Annotated in this window: 13 protein-coding genes; 7 read left to right on the forward strand and 6 right to left on the reverse strand. The window is 74.0% G+C overall.

Annotated features, from left to right (window positions below; genetic code table 11):
• Positions 1-55 precede the first annotated feature (55 nt).
• Positions 56-1,480, forward strand: a complete 1,425-nt coding sequence (locus tag GJR97_RS07975; protein ID WP_154345951.1) for an FAD-dependent oxidoreductase — start codon at positions 56-58, stop codon at positions 1,478-1,480.
• An 88-nt stretch (positions 1,481-1,568) separates the two neighbouring features.
• Here GJR97_RS07975 and GJR97_RS07980 read toward each other — a convergent pair whose 3' ends face one another.
• Positions 1,569-2,240 carry a TetR/AcrR family transcriptional regulator gene (locus GJR97_RS07980; protein ID WP_324613283.1) on the reverse strand — a complete coding sequence of 224 codons (672 nt, stop codon included), beginning with the start codon at positions 2,238-2,240 and terminating at the stop codon, positions 1,569-1,571.
• 72 nt (positions 2,241-2,312) lie between these two features.
• On the opposite strand from GJR97_RS07980, the gene GJR97_RS07985 reads away from it, so the two are divergent.
• Complete coding sequence (locus GJR97_RS07985; RefSeq protein WP_154345952.1) at positions 2,313-3,248, forward strand: alpha/beta fold hydrolase; 936 nt, start codon at positions 2,313-2,315, stop codon at positions 3,246-3,248.
• 109 nt (positions 3,249-3,357) lie between these two features.
• Here GJR97_RS07985 and GJR97_RS07990 read toward each other — a convergent pair whose 3' ends face one another.
• Positions 3,358-4,530: a glycosyltransferase gene (locus tag GJR97_RS07990; protein ID WP_154345953.1), complete on the reverse strand. Its 1,173-nt coding sequence runs from the start codon at positions 4,528-4,530 to the stop codon at positions 3,358-3,360.
• The gene (locus GJR97_RS07995) at positions 4,527-5,255 is read right to left on the reverse strand and encodes an arsenate reductase/protein-tyrosine-phosphatase family protein (protein WP_154345954.1); all 729 of its coding nucleotides are present in this window, start codon (positions 5,253-5,255) and stop codon (positions 4,527-4,529) included. The genes GJR97_RS07990 and GJR97_RS07995 overlap by 4 nt, the downstream gene beginning before the upstream one ends.
• A gap of 78 nt (positions 5,256-5,333) precedes the next feature.
• On the opposite strand from GJR97_RS07995, the gene GJR97_RS18715 reads away from it, so the two are divergent.
• The 5 genes from GJR97_RS18715 to GJR97_RS08020 are packed head-to-tail and all read left to right on the forward strand — an operon-like array spanning position 5,334 to position 11,923.
• A complete protein-coding gene (locus tag GJR97_RS18715) occupies positions 5,334-7,433 on the forward strand; it encodes a glycosyltransferase (protein WP_324613284.1) in 2,100 nt (699 codons plus the stop codon).
• Entirely contained in the window at positions 7,430-8,590 is a 1,161-nt protein-coding gene (locus tag GJR97_RS08005) for a glycosyltransferase family 4 protein (RefSeq protein ID WP_154345955.1), read from the forward strand. The genes GJR97_RS18715 and GJR97_RS08005 overlap by 4 nt, the downstream gene beginning before the upstream one ends.
• The gene (locus tag GJR97_RS08010) at positions 8,587-9,747 is read left to right on the forward strand and encodes a glycosyltransferase family 4 protein (protein WP_154345956.1); all 1,161 of its coding nucleotides are present in this window, start codon (positions 8,587-8,589) and stop codon (positions 9,745-9,747) included. The genes GJR97_RS08005 and GJR97_RS08010 overlap by 4 nt, the downstream gene beginning before the upstream one ends.
• Complete coding sequence (locus tag GJR97_RS08015; RefSeq protein ID WP_195760637.1) at positions 9,744-10,802, forward strand: glycosyltransferase family 4 protein; 1,059 nt, start codon at positions 9,744-9,746, stop codon at positions 10,800-10,802. Before GJR97_RS08010 ends, GJR97_RS08015 begins: the two co-directional genes overlap by 4 nt.
• The gene (locus GJR97_RS08020) at positions 10,799-11,923 is read left to right on the forward strand and encodes a glycosyltransferase (RefSeq protein ID WP_154345958.1); all 1,125 of its coding nucleotides are present in this window, start codon (positions 10,799-10,801) and stop codon (positions 11,921-11,923) included. The genes GJR97_RS08015 and GJR97_RS08020 overlap by 4 nt, the downstream gene beginning before the upstream one ends.
• Before the next feature lie 55 nt (positions 11,924-11,978).
• Here the strand turns inward: GJR97_RS08020 and GJR97_RS08025 are convergent, their stop codons facing one another.
• The 3 genes from GJR97_RS08025 to GJR97_RS08035 all read right to left on the reverse strand — a co-directional run bounded on the left by GJR97_RS08025 (position 11,979) and on the right by GJR97_RS08035 (position 14,547).
• Complete coding sequence (locus GJR97_RS08025; RefSeq protein ID WP_154345959.1) at positions 11,979-12,581, reverse strand: hypothetical protein; 603 nt, start codon at positions 12,579-12,581, stop codon at positions 11,979-11,981.
• Between the two features lie 123 nt (positions 12,582-12,704).
• Positions 12,705-13,868 carry a glycosyltransferase family 4 protein gene (locus GJR97_RS08030; RefSeq protein WP_154345960.1) on the reverse strand — a complete coding sequence of 388 codons (1,164 nt, stop codon included), beginning with the start codon at positions 13,866-13,868 and terminating at the stop codon, positions 12,705-12,707.
• 91 nt (positions 13,869-13,959) lie between these two features.
• Positions 13,960-14,547, reverse strand: coding sequence for a hypothetical protein (locus GJR97_RS08035; RefSeq protein WP_154345961.1), 588 nt, complete (start codon positions 14,545-14,547; stop codon positions 13,960-13,962).
• Between the last annotated feature and the right edge of the window lie 227 nt (positions 14,548-14,774).

Consider the following 14,774-nt stretch of genomic DNA (forward strand, 5'->3'; position numbering starts at 1 on the left):
TCCGCCCAGACCCTTCCCGCATTCCTCCTGCACTCCTCCGAAAGGCCATGCCCTCATGACCCTCTCCCTCCGTGTCGCGATCGTCGGCGCCGGCCCCGCCGGCATCTACGCGGGCAACATCCTCCGCCGCCAGGTCGACGAGGCCGGCGGCGAGGTCGCGATCGACCTGTTCGAGTCGCTGCCCGCGCCGTACGGCCTGATCCGCTACGGCGTCGCGCCCGACCACCCGCGCATCAAGGGCATCGTGAACTCCCTGCACGAGATGCTCGACGAGGGCACGATCCGCCTCATCGGCAACGTCGAGGTCGGGCGGGACGTCACGGTCGACGAGCTGCGCGAGCGATACGACGCCGTGATCTTCGCGACCGGCGCCCTGAAGGACGCCCCGCTCGACATCCCCGGCATCGACCTGCCCGGCTCGTTCGGCGCGGCCGACCTCGTGGCCTGGTACGACGGCCACCCCGACGTGCCGCGCGACTGGCCGCTCGAGGCCGAGTCGATCGCGGTCATCGGCAACGGCAACGTGGCGCTCGACGTGGCGCGCGTGCTCGCGAAGCACCCGGCCGACCTGCTCACGACCGACATCCCGGCGAACGTGCACGCAGGGCTCCTCGCCTCGCCCGTGACCGACGTGCACGTCTTCGGCCGTCGCGGGCCGTCGCAGGTGAAGTTCACGCCCATCGAGCTGCGCGAGCTCGGCGAGGTGCCCGACGTCGACATCGTCGTGTACGACGACGACTTCGCGCGGGCCGAGGGCGACGAGCACGCCGCGCACCTGCTGGCGACGAACAACCAGGTCAAGGTCATGACGCGGACCCTGAACGGATGGCGCCGCGCCGACGACCGGCCGTACACGGCGTCGCGCCGCCTGCACCTGCACTTCTTCCACTCGCCGGTCGAGGTGCTCGGCACCGACGCCGTGGAGGGCGTGCGCTTCGAGCGGACCCGCCCGGTCGGCGACGGCTCGGTCGCCGGCACGGGCGAGTTCGTCGACGTGCCCGTGCAGGCCGTGTACCGCGCGGTCGGCTACGCGAGCTCGCCGATCTCGGGCGTGCCGTTCGACGAGTCGGCGCGCGTGATCCCCAACGACGGCGGGCGGGTGACGGATGCCTCCGGCGCCCCCGTCGCGGGCGTCTACGCGACCGGCTGGATCAAGCGCGGCCCCGTCGGGCTCATCGGCCACACGAAGGGCGACGCGCTCGAGACGATCACGAACCTGGTGGCCGACGCGCAGGCGGGCGTGCTCGCCGCACCCGGGGTCGCGCCGGTCGTCGAGGCCGAGGGCGGCGACGAGGTGCTCGAGCTGCTCGAGGCCCGTGGCATCCGCTTCACGACCTGGAACGGATGGCTCGCGCTCGACGCGCACGAGCGCTCGCTCGGCGAGGCGTTCGAGGGGCCGGTCGCGCGCGAGCGCGTGAAGGTCGTGCCCCGCGACGAGCAGGTCGACCTCTCGCGCGCGGGTTCCCTCGTCGCCGGCTGACGTCGCGCCCCCACCTCGTGACGACCGTCGTTGCGGGTCCGGCGCCGTCCGGACCCGCAACGGGTGTCCAGACGATCGCGTGCGCCCGTCAGTCGTCGGAGACGGCGGCGAACGCGTCGACGGCGACGGGGTCGGCTCCGGCGGCGCGCAGGCGTGCGGCGATGCCGCGCCGGGCACGCGCGTACGAGGCGTTCGTGCCGTGCATGACCGAGTCGCGGTTGGCGAGGTCGAGCAGGGCGGTGAACTCGAAGGTGAGCTGCTCGGGGTCGTCGAGGGCGAGCAGCTCGCCGCCGTCGCGCGCGTAGCCGAGCGAGACCGCGAGGTACCCGTTCCACTCGAGGAGCGATCGATCGATCGCGTCGTGCACCTCGCCCGGCTTGGCATCGAAGTCGGCCGCGGCCTCGGCGAAGAAGCAGCCGCCCGGGAACACCCGGTCGCGCGAGTACGCGATCCATCCGTCGAGGAGCGCGATCACGCGGCCGAGGCCGCGCGGGCGCTCGCGGGCGGGCGTGATGACCGATTCGACGAACCGCTGCCGCGCGGCCTCGACGGTCGCGAGCTGCAGCCGTTCCTTGCTGCCGAACAGCGTGGCGACGCCGCTCTTGCTGACGGATGCCGCGTCGGCGATGCGGCCGATCGACAGCTGGTCGAGCCCCTCGATCGAGGCGAGGTCGACGGCGGCGGCGAGCACCTGTCGCCGCGACGCGTCGCCCCTGACGCGCCGGCCGTCCATGACTCCGCTGGAAGTTTCCACGCTCACCCTCTCGATTTTACGCACGAACGTTCGTATACTCAACGCACGACCGTTCGTATTCATTGATCGGAGAGCCCCGTGCCCACCATCGCCGAGACCGCCGTCACCACCGCGCTCGCGACCCGCGTCGCCGCCATCCGCGCGGCCGAACTCGTCTCCCCCGAGGCATCCGCCGCGGCCGCCCTGCCGCTCTTCATGCACGTCGGCGGGCGCCTGCCGGTGCGGCCCGCCGACCGCGCGGTCCACGACGCCGCCACGCGCTCGACCATCCGCGTGCGCGGGCGCGACCTCGCCGCCTACGAGTGGGGCTCCGGGCCCGACACGATCCTGCTGGTGCACGGATGGCGCGGCCGCGCCTCGCAGTTCGCGCCGATCGTGCGCGAGCTCCGCGCCGAGGGCTTCCGCCTGCTCGCGTTCGAGGCGCCCGCCAACGGCGAATCTGCGGGTCGGCGGACCGACATCCGCGACTGGCTCGCCGCGATCGACGCCCTCCAGGCCCGCGAGGGTCGCTTCCACACGATCATCGGGCACTCGTTCGGCGCGATGGCCGCACGTGCCGCCCTCGCCGACGGCGTCGCGGCCGGCGGGCTCGTCGCGATCGCCGGCCCCTCGCGTGCACGCTTCCTGATCGACGTGTTCACCGAGCGGATCGGCGCGCGCCCGTCCACCGCCGACGCGCTCGCCGCGCGCTTCGCTCGCCGCATCCTGCCCGAGCTCGCCGACCCGTGGCCGCGGTTCGACGGCGCCGCGAACCCACTGCCCGAGCGGATGCCGCTGCTCGTCGTCCACGACCGGGGCGACCGCGAGGTCCCCGCGAGCGAGGGCATCCGGCTGCACGCCGCGCACGGCGACCGCTCGCGCCTCGTGCTCACGGACGGCGCCGGGCACAACCGCGTGCTCGGCGCGGACGCGACGCTCGACGCCGTCACCGCGTTCGTCACGGGCGGTCCGGACGGCGTGGACCGGACGGCGATCGCCGTCGCGACCACCACCTCGGCTTCGGCGACCGCGTAGGCCGCGTCGCGGTCACGCGCCGCCGGCACCCGTCACGACAGGCCGTGCGGGTGCGCCGGCCGCCGCACCCGCACCCACTGTCCACAGCGGGCTCGAGAGCGCGTCGCGGTCAGGCGCGAGCCCGAGCGGCGAGCACGCGCTCGTACACGTCGAGGTGCGCGCGGGCGACCGCAGCGTCGTCGAGCAGGCCCGGCGTCGAGGCGGCCGCGCCGGCGAGGCGTGCTCGCAGCTCGGGGTCCGCGTCGAGCCGGCGGAGTGCTCCGGCGAGCGCGTCGACGTCGCGCGGGGGCACGAGCAGGCCGTTGACGTCGTCGGCGACCCACTCCAGGGGCCCGCCCTCGCCGGCCGCGACGACCACGCGGCCCGCGGCGAGGTACTGCAGCACGTTCTGGCCGAGCGGCTCGGGGCGCGTCGAGTACTGCACGGCGACGTCCCATCCCTCCAGCAGCCGGGGCACGTCGTCGACGTGCCCGAGCAGGTCGACCTGCGCACCGAGGCCCAGCTCGTCGGCCCGGCGCCGCAGTTCGGCGAGGTATCCCTCGTGGCCGAACGGCGCGCCGCCGGCGAACTGCAGGCGGATGTCGCGCCCGGCGAACGCCCGCGCGAAGGCCTCGAGGAGCTCGGCCTGGCCCTTCCACGGATCGATCCGCGCGAGCATGCCGACCCTCCGGAGCGGCGCGTCCGCTGCGAGGGGCCGGTCCGCCCCGACGACGAGCCCCGACGCACTCGGCACGACCTCGGCGACCGCATCGCCGCTGAGGTGGGGCCGTGCGGAGTCCAGGGTCGCGCGCGAATTGGCGATGACGCCGTCGGCGCGGGGCAGCACCACCCGGGTCATGATCGCGTGGCCCGCAGCGCCGAGCGCCTCGGGCTCGACGAGATCGCGCAGGTGCACGACGAGCGGGACGCCGGAGAGCCGAGCCGCGAGCGCACCGTACGCCGCCGCCCGGGCGGTGTTCGCGTCGACGAGGTCGGCGGACCGGAACGCCGCGGACGTGCGCACCGCGAGCGCCTGCACCGCGAGCCGTGCGCCGAAGCCGAGCACGGCGAGCGGTCCGCCCGAGCTCGCGCCCGCGGGCTGGCGGATGCCGGCGGCCCGTCGCGGCACCTCGGGCGGCACGGCGTCCCACACGTTCGGATCGGACTCGAGCGGAGGCGTCTGCAGCACGGCCGCCCAGCCCGGCCCGGCCCGGAGCATCCGCACGAGCGCGAGCTCGGCACCGCCGGCCGCGCCGGTGTGGTCGAGGTGCAGCACGCGCACCCGGCGCCCCGCAGCGCTCACGCGTCGCGCCTGCGGAACCAGCGGCGACGACGCCGGGACTCGGACCCCGACGACCCGGCGGCGTCGCCGGATGCGGACCTGCCGAGCCCCTCGAACGGGAACGCGTCGGCGGCCGTGACCGTGGCGACGATCGCATCGACCTCGGCGCCGGGCATCCCGAAGAGCGCCGCGCCGATGCTCGCGAGCGGCGGCACCTCCTCGCGCGCCATGTCGCGATAGGCCTCGTCGTCGCGTCCCTGCGGGTCGGTGATGTCGCCGTCGGCGGACGCGCCGAGCGATCGGCGATCGGCGAACGCGACCGCTCGGGCCCGCAGTTCCGCGATCGACGTCGGCGGCGCCGCGGGCCCGAGGCCCTCGGCGATCCCGCCGGCCTCGCGGATCGTGAACGTCGACCGCAGCTTCGACGGAACCAGGCCGAGCACGCCGTCGCGATGCGCGACATCCGCCGTAAGCACCAGGTCGGCGGCCCGGATCGCCGCCTCGTCGATCTGCACCGCGCGGTGCCCGCGGCCGTCCGCGCCGAGCGCCTCGACGATGGCGCGCGTGCGGCGGCGCATGGGCTGGCCGACGGGCGCAGCGAGACCGGCGCTCGTGACGACGACGCGCGCCGCGGCATCCGCCGGCACGTACCAGGCGACCCAGCTGCGCAGGAGGGCCGCAGCCAGTGCGGACCGGTTGATGTTGCCGGTGCAGACCACGAGCACCCGGAACTCGTCGGAATCCATGCGCGATCACCCCAGCTCGCCACGACCGGGGAGCGGGGCCCCGGATAAGGTTTCTGCAAGGAGTCTAGAGGGGGTGCGGTGCGCGTACTCAGGGTCTCGCACAGCGCCGTCGTCGACGAGTGGCGTGGGCGCGAGCGCGCGCTCACCGCGCTCGGCGTCGACGTCGAACTGTGCTGCGCCCGCCGGTGGCATGCCGGCGGTGCGCCCGTGACCCTGCACGCCCGCCCTGACGAGCACGTGCAGGGAGTCCGCACGCTCGGGCGGCACCCCGCCCTCTTCGTCTACGACCCGCTGCCGCTGTGGCGCGCGCTCGGCCGCGACGTCGACGTCATCGACGTGCACGAGGAGCCGTTCGCGCTCGCGACGGCCGAGATCCTGCTGCTGCGCGCGCTGCGCGGGCGGTCGCGGCGCACGCCCGTCGTGCTCTACACGGCCCAGAACCTGCGCAAGCGCTACCCGGTCCCGTTCCGCTGGCTCGAGCGGTGGGCGCTGCGCGCCGCGTCGGGGATCTCGGCGTGCAACACCGAGGCCGCCCGCATCGCCGAGGACAAGGGGTTCGCGGGGCGCGCGCACGTGATCCCGCTGGGGGTCGACCTCGAGCAGTTCAGGCCGGCGGATGCCCCGGGCACGACCGGCGGGTCGGGCGACGCGGATGCCGCGGAGCGGCCGGACGCCGGCACAGGCGAGCCGCACGACCCGTCCGACCCGATCACCGTGGGCTTCATCGGCCGGCTCGTGCCCGAGAAGGGCCTGGTCCTGCTGCTCGACGCGCTCGCGCGCGACCCTCGCCTGCGCCTGCGGGTGGTCGGCACCGGCCCGCTCGCGTCCGAACTGCGCGAGCGCGCGGCATCCGTCGGCGTCGCCGATCGCGTCGAGCTCGTCGGCGCGGTCGAGCCGGCCGGGATCCCCGACGTGCTCCGATCGTTCGACGTGCTCGCCGTGCCGTCACTGCCGACCGCATCGTGGACCGAGCAGTTCGGCCGTGTCGCCGTCGAGGCGATGGCGTGCGGGGTTCCGGTCGTGTCGAGCGACGCGGGTGCGCTGCCCGACGTCGTGGGGGGCGCCGGGTTGGTCGTCCCCACCGGAGACGCGGCCGCACTCGCGGAGGCGCTCGCCGCGGCGTCCGGCCCGCGCGCCGACGAGCTGCGCGCCGCCGGGTTCGTCCGCGCCGAGGAGTGCAGCTGGGGTGCGGTGGGCCGCGACTACCTCGACCTGTACCGTTCGATCGTGCACGAGGCATCCCCCGCCCCCGAACCCACCCCGACGCTCGAGGTCGTCGTCGTCGCGTACGGTTCGCCCGAGCTGCTCCGTCGCGCGCTCGAGCCGGTCGCGGGCCTGCCGGTCACGGTGGTCGACAACTCCTCGCTGCCGGCCATCCGCGAGCTCTGCGACGAGCTCGGCGTGCGCTACCTCGATCCCGGGCGCAACGACGGCTTCGCCGCGGGCGTCAACCACGGCCTCGCGAATCGGATCGCGCCCGGGTCCGACGTGCTGCTGCTGAACCCCGACGCCGAGATCACGGCCGACGACGTCGAACGGCTGCACGCGGCGCTCCGCGCGCGGCCCGACCTCGGGAGCGTGGGACCCGGCCAGGTCGACGAGCACGGCCACGAGGCCCGCGTCGAGTGGTGGCTGCCGTCGCCGTCCGGCACGTGGCTCGAGGCGCTCGGCCTCGCGCGGCTCCGCCGCGACCCGACGTACGTGATCGGCTCGGTCCTGCTGCTGCGCGCCGAGGCGCTCGAGCAGGTCGGATGGTTCGACGAGCGCTTCTTCCTCTACGCCGAGGAGGCCGACTGGTCGTATCGCGCGCATCGGCTCGGCTGGCGGCACGCGGCCGTGCCGTCGGTGCAGGCCGTGCACGTCGGGGCCGGCACCGGCGGCGACCCGCGCCGACGAGAGGCCCACTTCCACGCCTCGCAGGAGCGCTATCTGCGCAAGCACTTCGGCGCCGCGGGATGGCAGTGGGCGCGCACCGGCCAGTGGCTCGGCGCGACCGCGCGGTCGATCGTGCTCCCCGGCGAGCGCGGCCGTGCCGCGCGGCGGCGCGCGGCGATCACGCGACTGGGGCCGGTCCGAGTCGAGGCGCGATTCGCCGCGGCGACCTCGATCCCGGCTCGGAGCACCGTCGCGACCCCGGCGACCCAGACCACCGACACCCCCGCGGAGGCCCCGGCATGACCCGGATCGTGCAGATCGTCCCCTTCATCGGCCCGGGAACGGGCGTCGCGGGCGTCGCCTGGCACCTCGAGCAGGAGCTTCGCGCGCTCGGCGCGACGGTCGAGCAGTTCACGTTCGACTCCGCCCGCCGGAGGCGGATGGTCCCTTGGCCGCGCAACACGATCCTCGCGCGGATCCGCGGCGGCTGGCGCATGATCTGGTTCAGCATGGTGGGCACGCGCCGCGCGAAGCGCTTCCTCGCCGAGCGGCCGGACGCGATCTCGATCTGCCACAACAACGTCGTCGCCGGCGACGTGTACGTCAACCACGGGGTGCTGCTCGCCTCGATGCGCGCGCGGGGCCGATCCCCGTGGCGCATCTACCGCAACCCGGTGCACCTCTTCATCTACCTGCGCGACCGCATCCGCTACCGCGGGCACGCCCATCGCGTCGCGGTCTGCCTGTCCGAGGGCGACGCCGACGACCTGCGAGCGACCTACGGCCCGATCGGTCCGCGGATCGAGGTCATCCCGAACGGCGTCGACCTGGACCGCTTCCGCCCGCCGACGGCGAAGGAACGGACGTCCGCGCGCGCCGAGTTCGGACTCGGGGGCGACGAACGGGTCGGCGTCTTCGTCGGGCACGAGTTCTCGCGGAAGGGCCTCTCCTTCGCCATCCGGGGGCTGGCGACGGCTCCGAGCACGCTGCTGATGGTGATCGGCGGGAACGACGACATCATCGCGGAGTCGCATGCCGAGGCGATCGAGCACGGCGTCGGCGACCGCGTCCTGTTCCTCGGTCCGCGCGCCAACCTGCCGGACCTGCTCGCGGCGTGCGACTACTTCGTCTTCCCCAGCGCCTACGAGGCGAACGCGCTCGTCGTGCTCGAGGCGCTCGCCGCCGGCCTGCCCGTCATCGCGACGCCCGTCGGCTTCGCGCCGGAGATCGTGCGCGACGGCGTGAACGGCTACCTGGTCGAGCGGGACCCCGAGGCGGTCGGCGAGCGGATGGAGGAGCTCGCCACGATCGACGACGAGGCGTTCGCCGCCCTGAGCCGTGGTGCCCGGGCGTCGGCCGAGCCGTACGGTTGGCGCGAGGTGGCGCGCCGATACCTCGCGCTCGCCGAGCAGCTGCTGGCCGAGCGCAGCACCGCACCCGCCGACCGGGCGACCGGATGACCCGCATCGTCCAGATCGCACCGTCGATCGAGCCCGGCAGCGGCGTCGCCGGGGTCGCGTACGCGCTCGAGCAGGAGTTCCGCGCTGCGGGCGTCCCGGTCGAGCGGTTCACGGCCGCCGACGCCGGCCGCACGCTCGCCCGACCGCATCGCACGACGTTCGGCCTGCACCTCGCTCGCGCCGGCAACGTGGTCTGGTTCAGCACGATCGGCACCCGTCGCGCGAAGCGCTTCCTCGCCGAGCGGCCCGATGCGGTCTCGTTCACGCACAACGACGTGATGGCCGGCGACGTCTACGTCAACCACGGCCTGCTCCAGGCCGCGATGCGCGCGCGCGGCAACTACGCATGGCGGATGGTGCGCAATCCGGTGCACCTGTTCACCGCCTTCCGCGACCGCATCCGCTACCGCGGTCGCACGCACCGCGCCGTGGTCGCCCTGACCGGCGGGGAGGCGCGCCTGCTGACCGAGGTGTACGGTCGCGTGCGGCCGCCGATCACGGTCATCCCGAACGGCGTCGACGTCGAGCGGTTCAGCCCGGGGGATGCCGCGGAGCGCGCCGCCGCCCGTCGCGACCTCGGCATCGCGGACGACGCGACGGTCGCGGTCTTCATCGGGCACGAGTTCGAGCGCAAGGGCCTGCACCTCGCGATCGAGGCGCTCCGCATGGCGCCCGGCGTCGTGCTGCTCGTCATCGGCGGCACCGCCGACATGATCAGGCGGGCCGGCGCGCAGGCCCGACGCGTCGGCGTCTCGGAGCGCGTGGTGTTCGCGGGCGAACGGTCCGACCCGGTCCCGCTGCTCCGCGCGTCCGACGTGCTCGTGCTGCCGAGCGCCTACGAGGCGAACGCCCTGGTCGTGCTGGAGGCGCTGGCGTGCGGCGTGCCCGTCGTGTCGACGCGGGTGGGCTTCGCGCCTGACATCGTCGTCGACGGCGAGAACGGCTTCCTCGTCGAGCGCGAGGCCGCGGCGGTCGGTGCCCGCCTCGCGGAGCTCGACGGACTCGAGCCCGAGGCGCGCGACGCGTGGCGCGCGCGGGCGCGCGCCACCGCCGAGCAGCATTCCTGGAGCGAGGTCGCGGCACGCTACCTCGAGCTCGCCCGCTCGATCGAGGCGCAGCGGGAGCCGGCGCGCGGCCGGGCGGCGGGCAACCCGTGAGCACGCCCCTCCGCATCCTGCACGCGATCCGCTCGGACGGCTTCTCGGGTGTCGAGCAGTTCGTCCTCCGCCTCGCCCGAACCCAGGCCGCCGACGGGCACGCGGTGCACGTCATCGGCGGCGATCCGCCGCGCATGCGTCCGGGTCTCGACGAGGCGGGGGTCGCGCACACGCCCGCGGCCCGGACGATCGAGGTGCTGCGAGCCGTCCGCGGGCTCGCCGGCGACGTCGACGTCGTGAACACCCACATGACCGCGGCGGATGTCGGTGCCGTCGCCGCACTCGCGACGCGTTCCCGCGCCCGCCGTCCCGCGGTCGTCGCGACGTGCCACTTCGCGAGGCGTCGCGGCCGCGTCGGCCCCGTTCCGATCGAGGCGCTCGTGCGAGGCGGGATCGACGCGCAGATCTCGATCTCGTCGGCGGTCGCCATGGCGATCGACGGTCCGAGCACGGTCGTCCACACGGGCATCGACCCCCGCCCGGCGGTCGACCCGTCGACGCGGGACCGCACGGTCCTGATGGCCCAGCGCCTGCAGCCGGAGAAGCGCACCGACGTCGGGGTCCGTGCGTTCGCGGCATCCGGGCTCGCGGGTGAGGGCTGGACGCTCGACATCGCGGGCATCGGCCCGGAGCGGGAGCCGCTCGAGCGGCTCGTCGCGGAACTCGGCCTCGCGGCATCCGTTCGCTTCAGCGGCTACCGCACCGACCTGCCCGAGCTCCTCTCGCGCGCGGGGCTCCTGCTCGCGCCGTGCCCGGTCGAGGGGCTCGGGCTCACGCTCCTCGAGGCGATGGCGTCGGGCCTGCCGCCGGTCGCGGCCGACGCCGCCGGACACGTCGAGCTGCTCGCCGGCCTCGACGAGCGAGCGCGCTTCGCCGCGGGCGACCCGGATGCCGCGGGCGAGCGACTGCGTTCCCTGGCCGCCGACCCGGCCGCGCGTGCCGCGCTGGGCGTCGCAGCCCGCGAGCGACAGCAGCGCGACTTCTCGCTCCGCGCGCAGGCCGACGGCACGGAGGCGGCCTATGGCGCGGCGATCGCTCGGAAGGGGCGCCGATGACCGATCTCGTGGTGCTCTCGCTCGAACGCTGGGACCGCGTCTGGAGGCGCAACCAGCACCTCGTCGCCGGACTGCTTCGCACCGACGCGTCGCTGCGCGTGCTGTTCGTCGAGCCGGCGGCGGATCCGACGCACGACGTCGCGTCGCGCCGCGTGCCGTCGGTCGGCCGGGGCGTGAGCGAGGTGGGCGAGCCCGCTCCCGGGCGACTGTGGACCGTCCGCCCGACCAAGTGGCTGCCGCGGCGGATCGATCCGCGCACCGACGATCGGCTCGCCTCGACCGTCATGCGCGCGGCGTCCTCGGTCGGCATGCGGCATCCGCTGCTCTGGATCAACGATCCCGGTGCGGTCGGGCTCGCCGAACGCAGCGGCTGGCCCACGCTCTACGACATCACCGACGACTGGCTCGCGGCCGACCGTGCGGAGGGTGAGCGTTCCCGCGCGGCGGCGAACGAGGCCCGGCTGCTCGACGTCGCCCGCGAGGTCGTCGTGTGCTCGCCCGAGCTGGAGCGCCGGAAGGGCGCCGCGCGACCGGTCACGCTCATCCCGAACGGCGTCGACGCGGAGGCCTACCGCCAACCGGCCGGCCGGCCGGCCGACCTGCCCGAGGGGCGCACCGCGCTCTACCTCGGCACCGCGCACCCGGATCGCATCGACGTCGACCTGTGCGAGGCGACCGCGCGCGCGCTGGGCGCCCGGGGCACGGTCGTGCTCGTCGGCCCGAACCTGATCGGCACCGACGCGACCCTGCGCCTCCAGCGTGCCGGGGTCGTCCTGCTCGGACCGCGGGCCCGCGAGCACGTCATCGGCTACCTGCAGCACGCGGACGTGCTCCTCGTGCCGCACGTCGTGACCCCGTTCACCGACAGCCTCGACCCGATCAAGCTGTACGAGTACCAGGCCGTCGGCCGCCCGGTCGTCTCGACGCCCGTCGCCGGGTTCCGGGACGTGACCGACGCGCGCGTCACGATCGCCGACGCCGCGTCGTTCCCGGGCGCGGTCGTCGCTGCCGTCGCGGCGTCGCGGCCGTTCCCGCATGGCGCGGACGGGCCGACGAGCGACTGGAGCGAGCGGGTCGCGGCGATGCGCGCGGTGCTGACCCGGCTGGCCGACACCGCCTGAGATGGTGCTGGGGGAGCGCCGCGGCAGCAGCGCACCCCCAGTGGTGTCGTCGCCCCTAGGTCGCCGGCCCCTCCTGGTAGAACGGCGGGTCGCAGCTGGGCGCGCCCGTCGGGAACGGCACGTTGCTCGAGCACGGCGGGAACGCGTCGACCGTGAACGAGGGGATGAAGATCGGCGCGTGGTCGGTGTCGGCGCAGTCGTGGCCCCACGGGATCGTGATCGCGAGGTCGACCGACGTGTTCGCGCTGTTGTCGGAGTTCGCGTAGACGATGACCTTGACCGACGCCCCTGGCGCGATCGCCGTGCAGTACGTGGGGATGATGCCCACGACGGTGAACGGCAGCCCCGACGAGATGATCGAGATCGACGGCTTCAGGACGATGCTCTTCGAGGTGTTGTTGGTGATCAGCAGCGGGATCGCGTACGCCTTGCTCGTGTCGAGACCCGGAAGCTGCGCGAAGATGTCGGCGCACTTCTGGTTGACGCTGTTGCCGGGCAGCTTGCAGGCGACGCCGACCAGCACGTCCGGCGGCGGGCCGGACGCGGCGTAGGCGGGCGCCGGAACGGCGAGCGCGACGGCCGGAACGGACCACGCCATGGCCTTCGCGACCGTGCGTCGGGAGACGCCGGACTTCTTCGGCTCTTCGAGATCACTCATCTGGATCCTCCTTCGCAGCCTCCTCGATCGGGTCGATCTGCGGTCAAGGCCGTTCAGGCCGCAACCTAGCGCGTTCGCCGGGCGGCCACCAGAGTCCGAGCACCCCCCCGAACGGAGGGTCCCTCAGAGTACGTCGAGGACCGACCGGAGGTTGGACCAGGCCCACGTCCAGTCGTGCGCCATGGCATGCGTTCGCGATGCCTCCGCACGGCGGATCCGCTCCGCGGGGTCGTCGGCGAGGCGGCCGATCGCCGTGGCGAGCGCATCGGGGTCGTCCGGGGGAACGAGGATGCCGGCGTCGCCGACGACCTCGGGCAGCCCGCCGATCCTGCTTGCGATCACCGGCACGCCTGACGCCATGCCCTCTCCTGCGGTCAGCGGACACGGGTCGGGCCAGCGCGACGGCACCACGAACACGTCGAGCTCGCGGAGCAGGCGGGGCAGGGCCTCGCGGTCGACGAAGGGCTCGAAGCGCACGCGGGCGCCGCTCTCCTCGGCCAGCCTGCGAAGCTCCTGCTCGTAGCCGGACAGGACGGCGTCCCGCGCGAACCCGTGGCTGCCGACCACGACGAACTCCACGTCGGGTCGGGCGAGCCGCCTCGCTGCGCGGAGCAGCACATCCGGACCCTTCTCGCGGATCACGCGCCCGACGAAGGCGACGCGCAGCGGGCGAGCCGTGTCGGGCCCGCTCCGTCCGTCGGGGTCGCCGTCGGGGTGGAACCGCTCCACGTCGACGCCGTTCCCGACCACGTGGATGCGCTCCGCGAGGCTCGAGGGGAGCGAGTCCCGCAGCTGCGCCGCGAGCGCGTGGCTCACGCTGATGATGCCGGCCACGTCGCCGAGCGCCCGGCGCGCCTCGCGACGGGTGTAGCTGCGGAGCACGTCGTTGTGCGCGTAGAGCACGACGCGGTGCGGGGTGTCGCGCAGCAGTCCGGGGAGGACTGGGGCGTTGTGGGCGAGCACGAAGGACGGCTCGATCTCACGCAGCACGTCGGCGGAGGAGCCGTGGAATCTCGCGCTCGCGGCCCTCGTGAGACCGAGGCGGCCGCGCACGAGGTCGCGCGCGCGATCGTTGCGGCGGAGCCACGGGCCGCGGTCGTACTCGATGGCGGCGGCGCTGTCGTAGCGCGGCGTCATGGTCGAGCGGTCGATGAGGACCGACTGCGGGACCGGATCCGGATCACGCGCGGCGGCGCCGGCCAGCCCGTGCACGACGGTGGGGATCGCCGACCCCGTGCGCGGCGAGAAGTGGTCGCCCGGTGTGATGGCGTGGATGACGGGCCTCACCCGGGTGACTCCTTCGACGTCGTCGGCGTACGGCGGGAACGGAAGAGGGTGCGCTGCCGGAGCAGCGCACCCTCGAATCCGTGTCGCCGGACTACTGGTAGAACGGCGGGTCGCAGCTCGGCGAGCCCGTCGGGAACGGGACCTTGCTCGAGCACGGCGGGAACGCGTCGACCGTGAACGAGGGGATGAAGATCGGCGGGTGGTCGTTGTCGGCGCAGTCGTGACCCCACGGGATCGTCAGGGCCAGGTCGACCGACGTGTTCGCGCTGTTGTCGGAGTTCGCGTACACGATGACCTTGACCGACTCACCCGGCGCGATCGGCGTGCAGTAGTCGGGGATGATGCCCACGACGCTGAACGGCAGCCCCGACGAGAGGATCGAGATCGACGGCTTGAGGACGATGTCCTTCGACGTGTTGTTCGTGATCAGCAGCGGGATGGCGTAGGCCTTGCTGGTGTCGAGACCCGGAAGCTGCGCGAAGATGTCGGCGCACTTCTGGTTGATGCTGTTGCCGGGCAGCTTACAGGCGACGCCGACCAGCACCTCGGGGGGCGGGCCGGACGCGGCGTAGGCGGGAGCGGGGACGGCGAGGGCGACGGCAGGAACCGACCACGCCATGGCCTTCGCGACCGTGCGTCGGGAGACGCCGGACTTCTTCGGCTCTTCGAGGTCGCTCATTGTGATCCTCCTGGATGGTTGCTGTGGTAGGACGACCCTCTGCCGAAGCTGTCGGGTCACGTTCTCGGGTTGTGGTGCACGGTACGGGCTGTGCGGGTACCAGCGAACATTATCTGGTTTTCACAGCCAACTCTAGGGGTCGAGGCTTCCTCGTTCGGCACCGATGCACCCCACCTTCGGGTGACATATCCTGCGGTCGGCCGACGGATTCCGGTCTGCAACCGCTC

The sequence above is a fragment of the Agromyces kandeliae genome (genome assembly GCF_009674665.1).
Taxonomy (GTDB): domain Bacteria; phylum Actinomycetota; class Actinomycetes; order Actinomycetales; family Microbacteriaceae; genus Agromyces; species Agromyces kandeliae.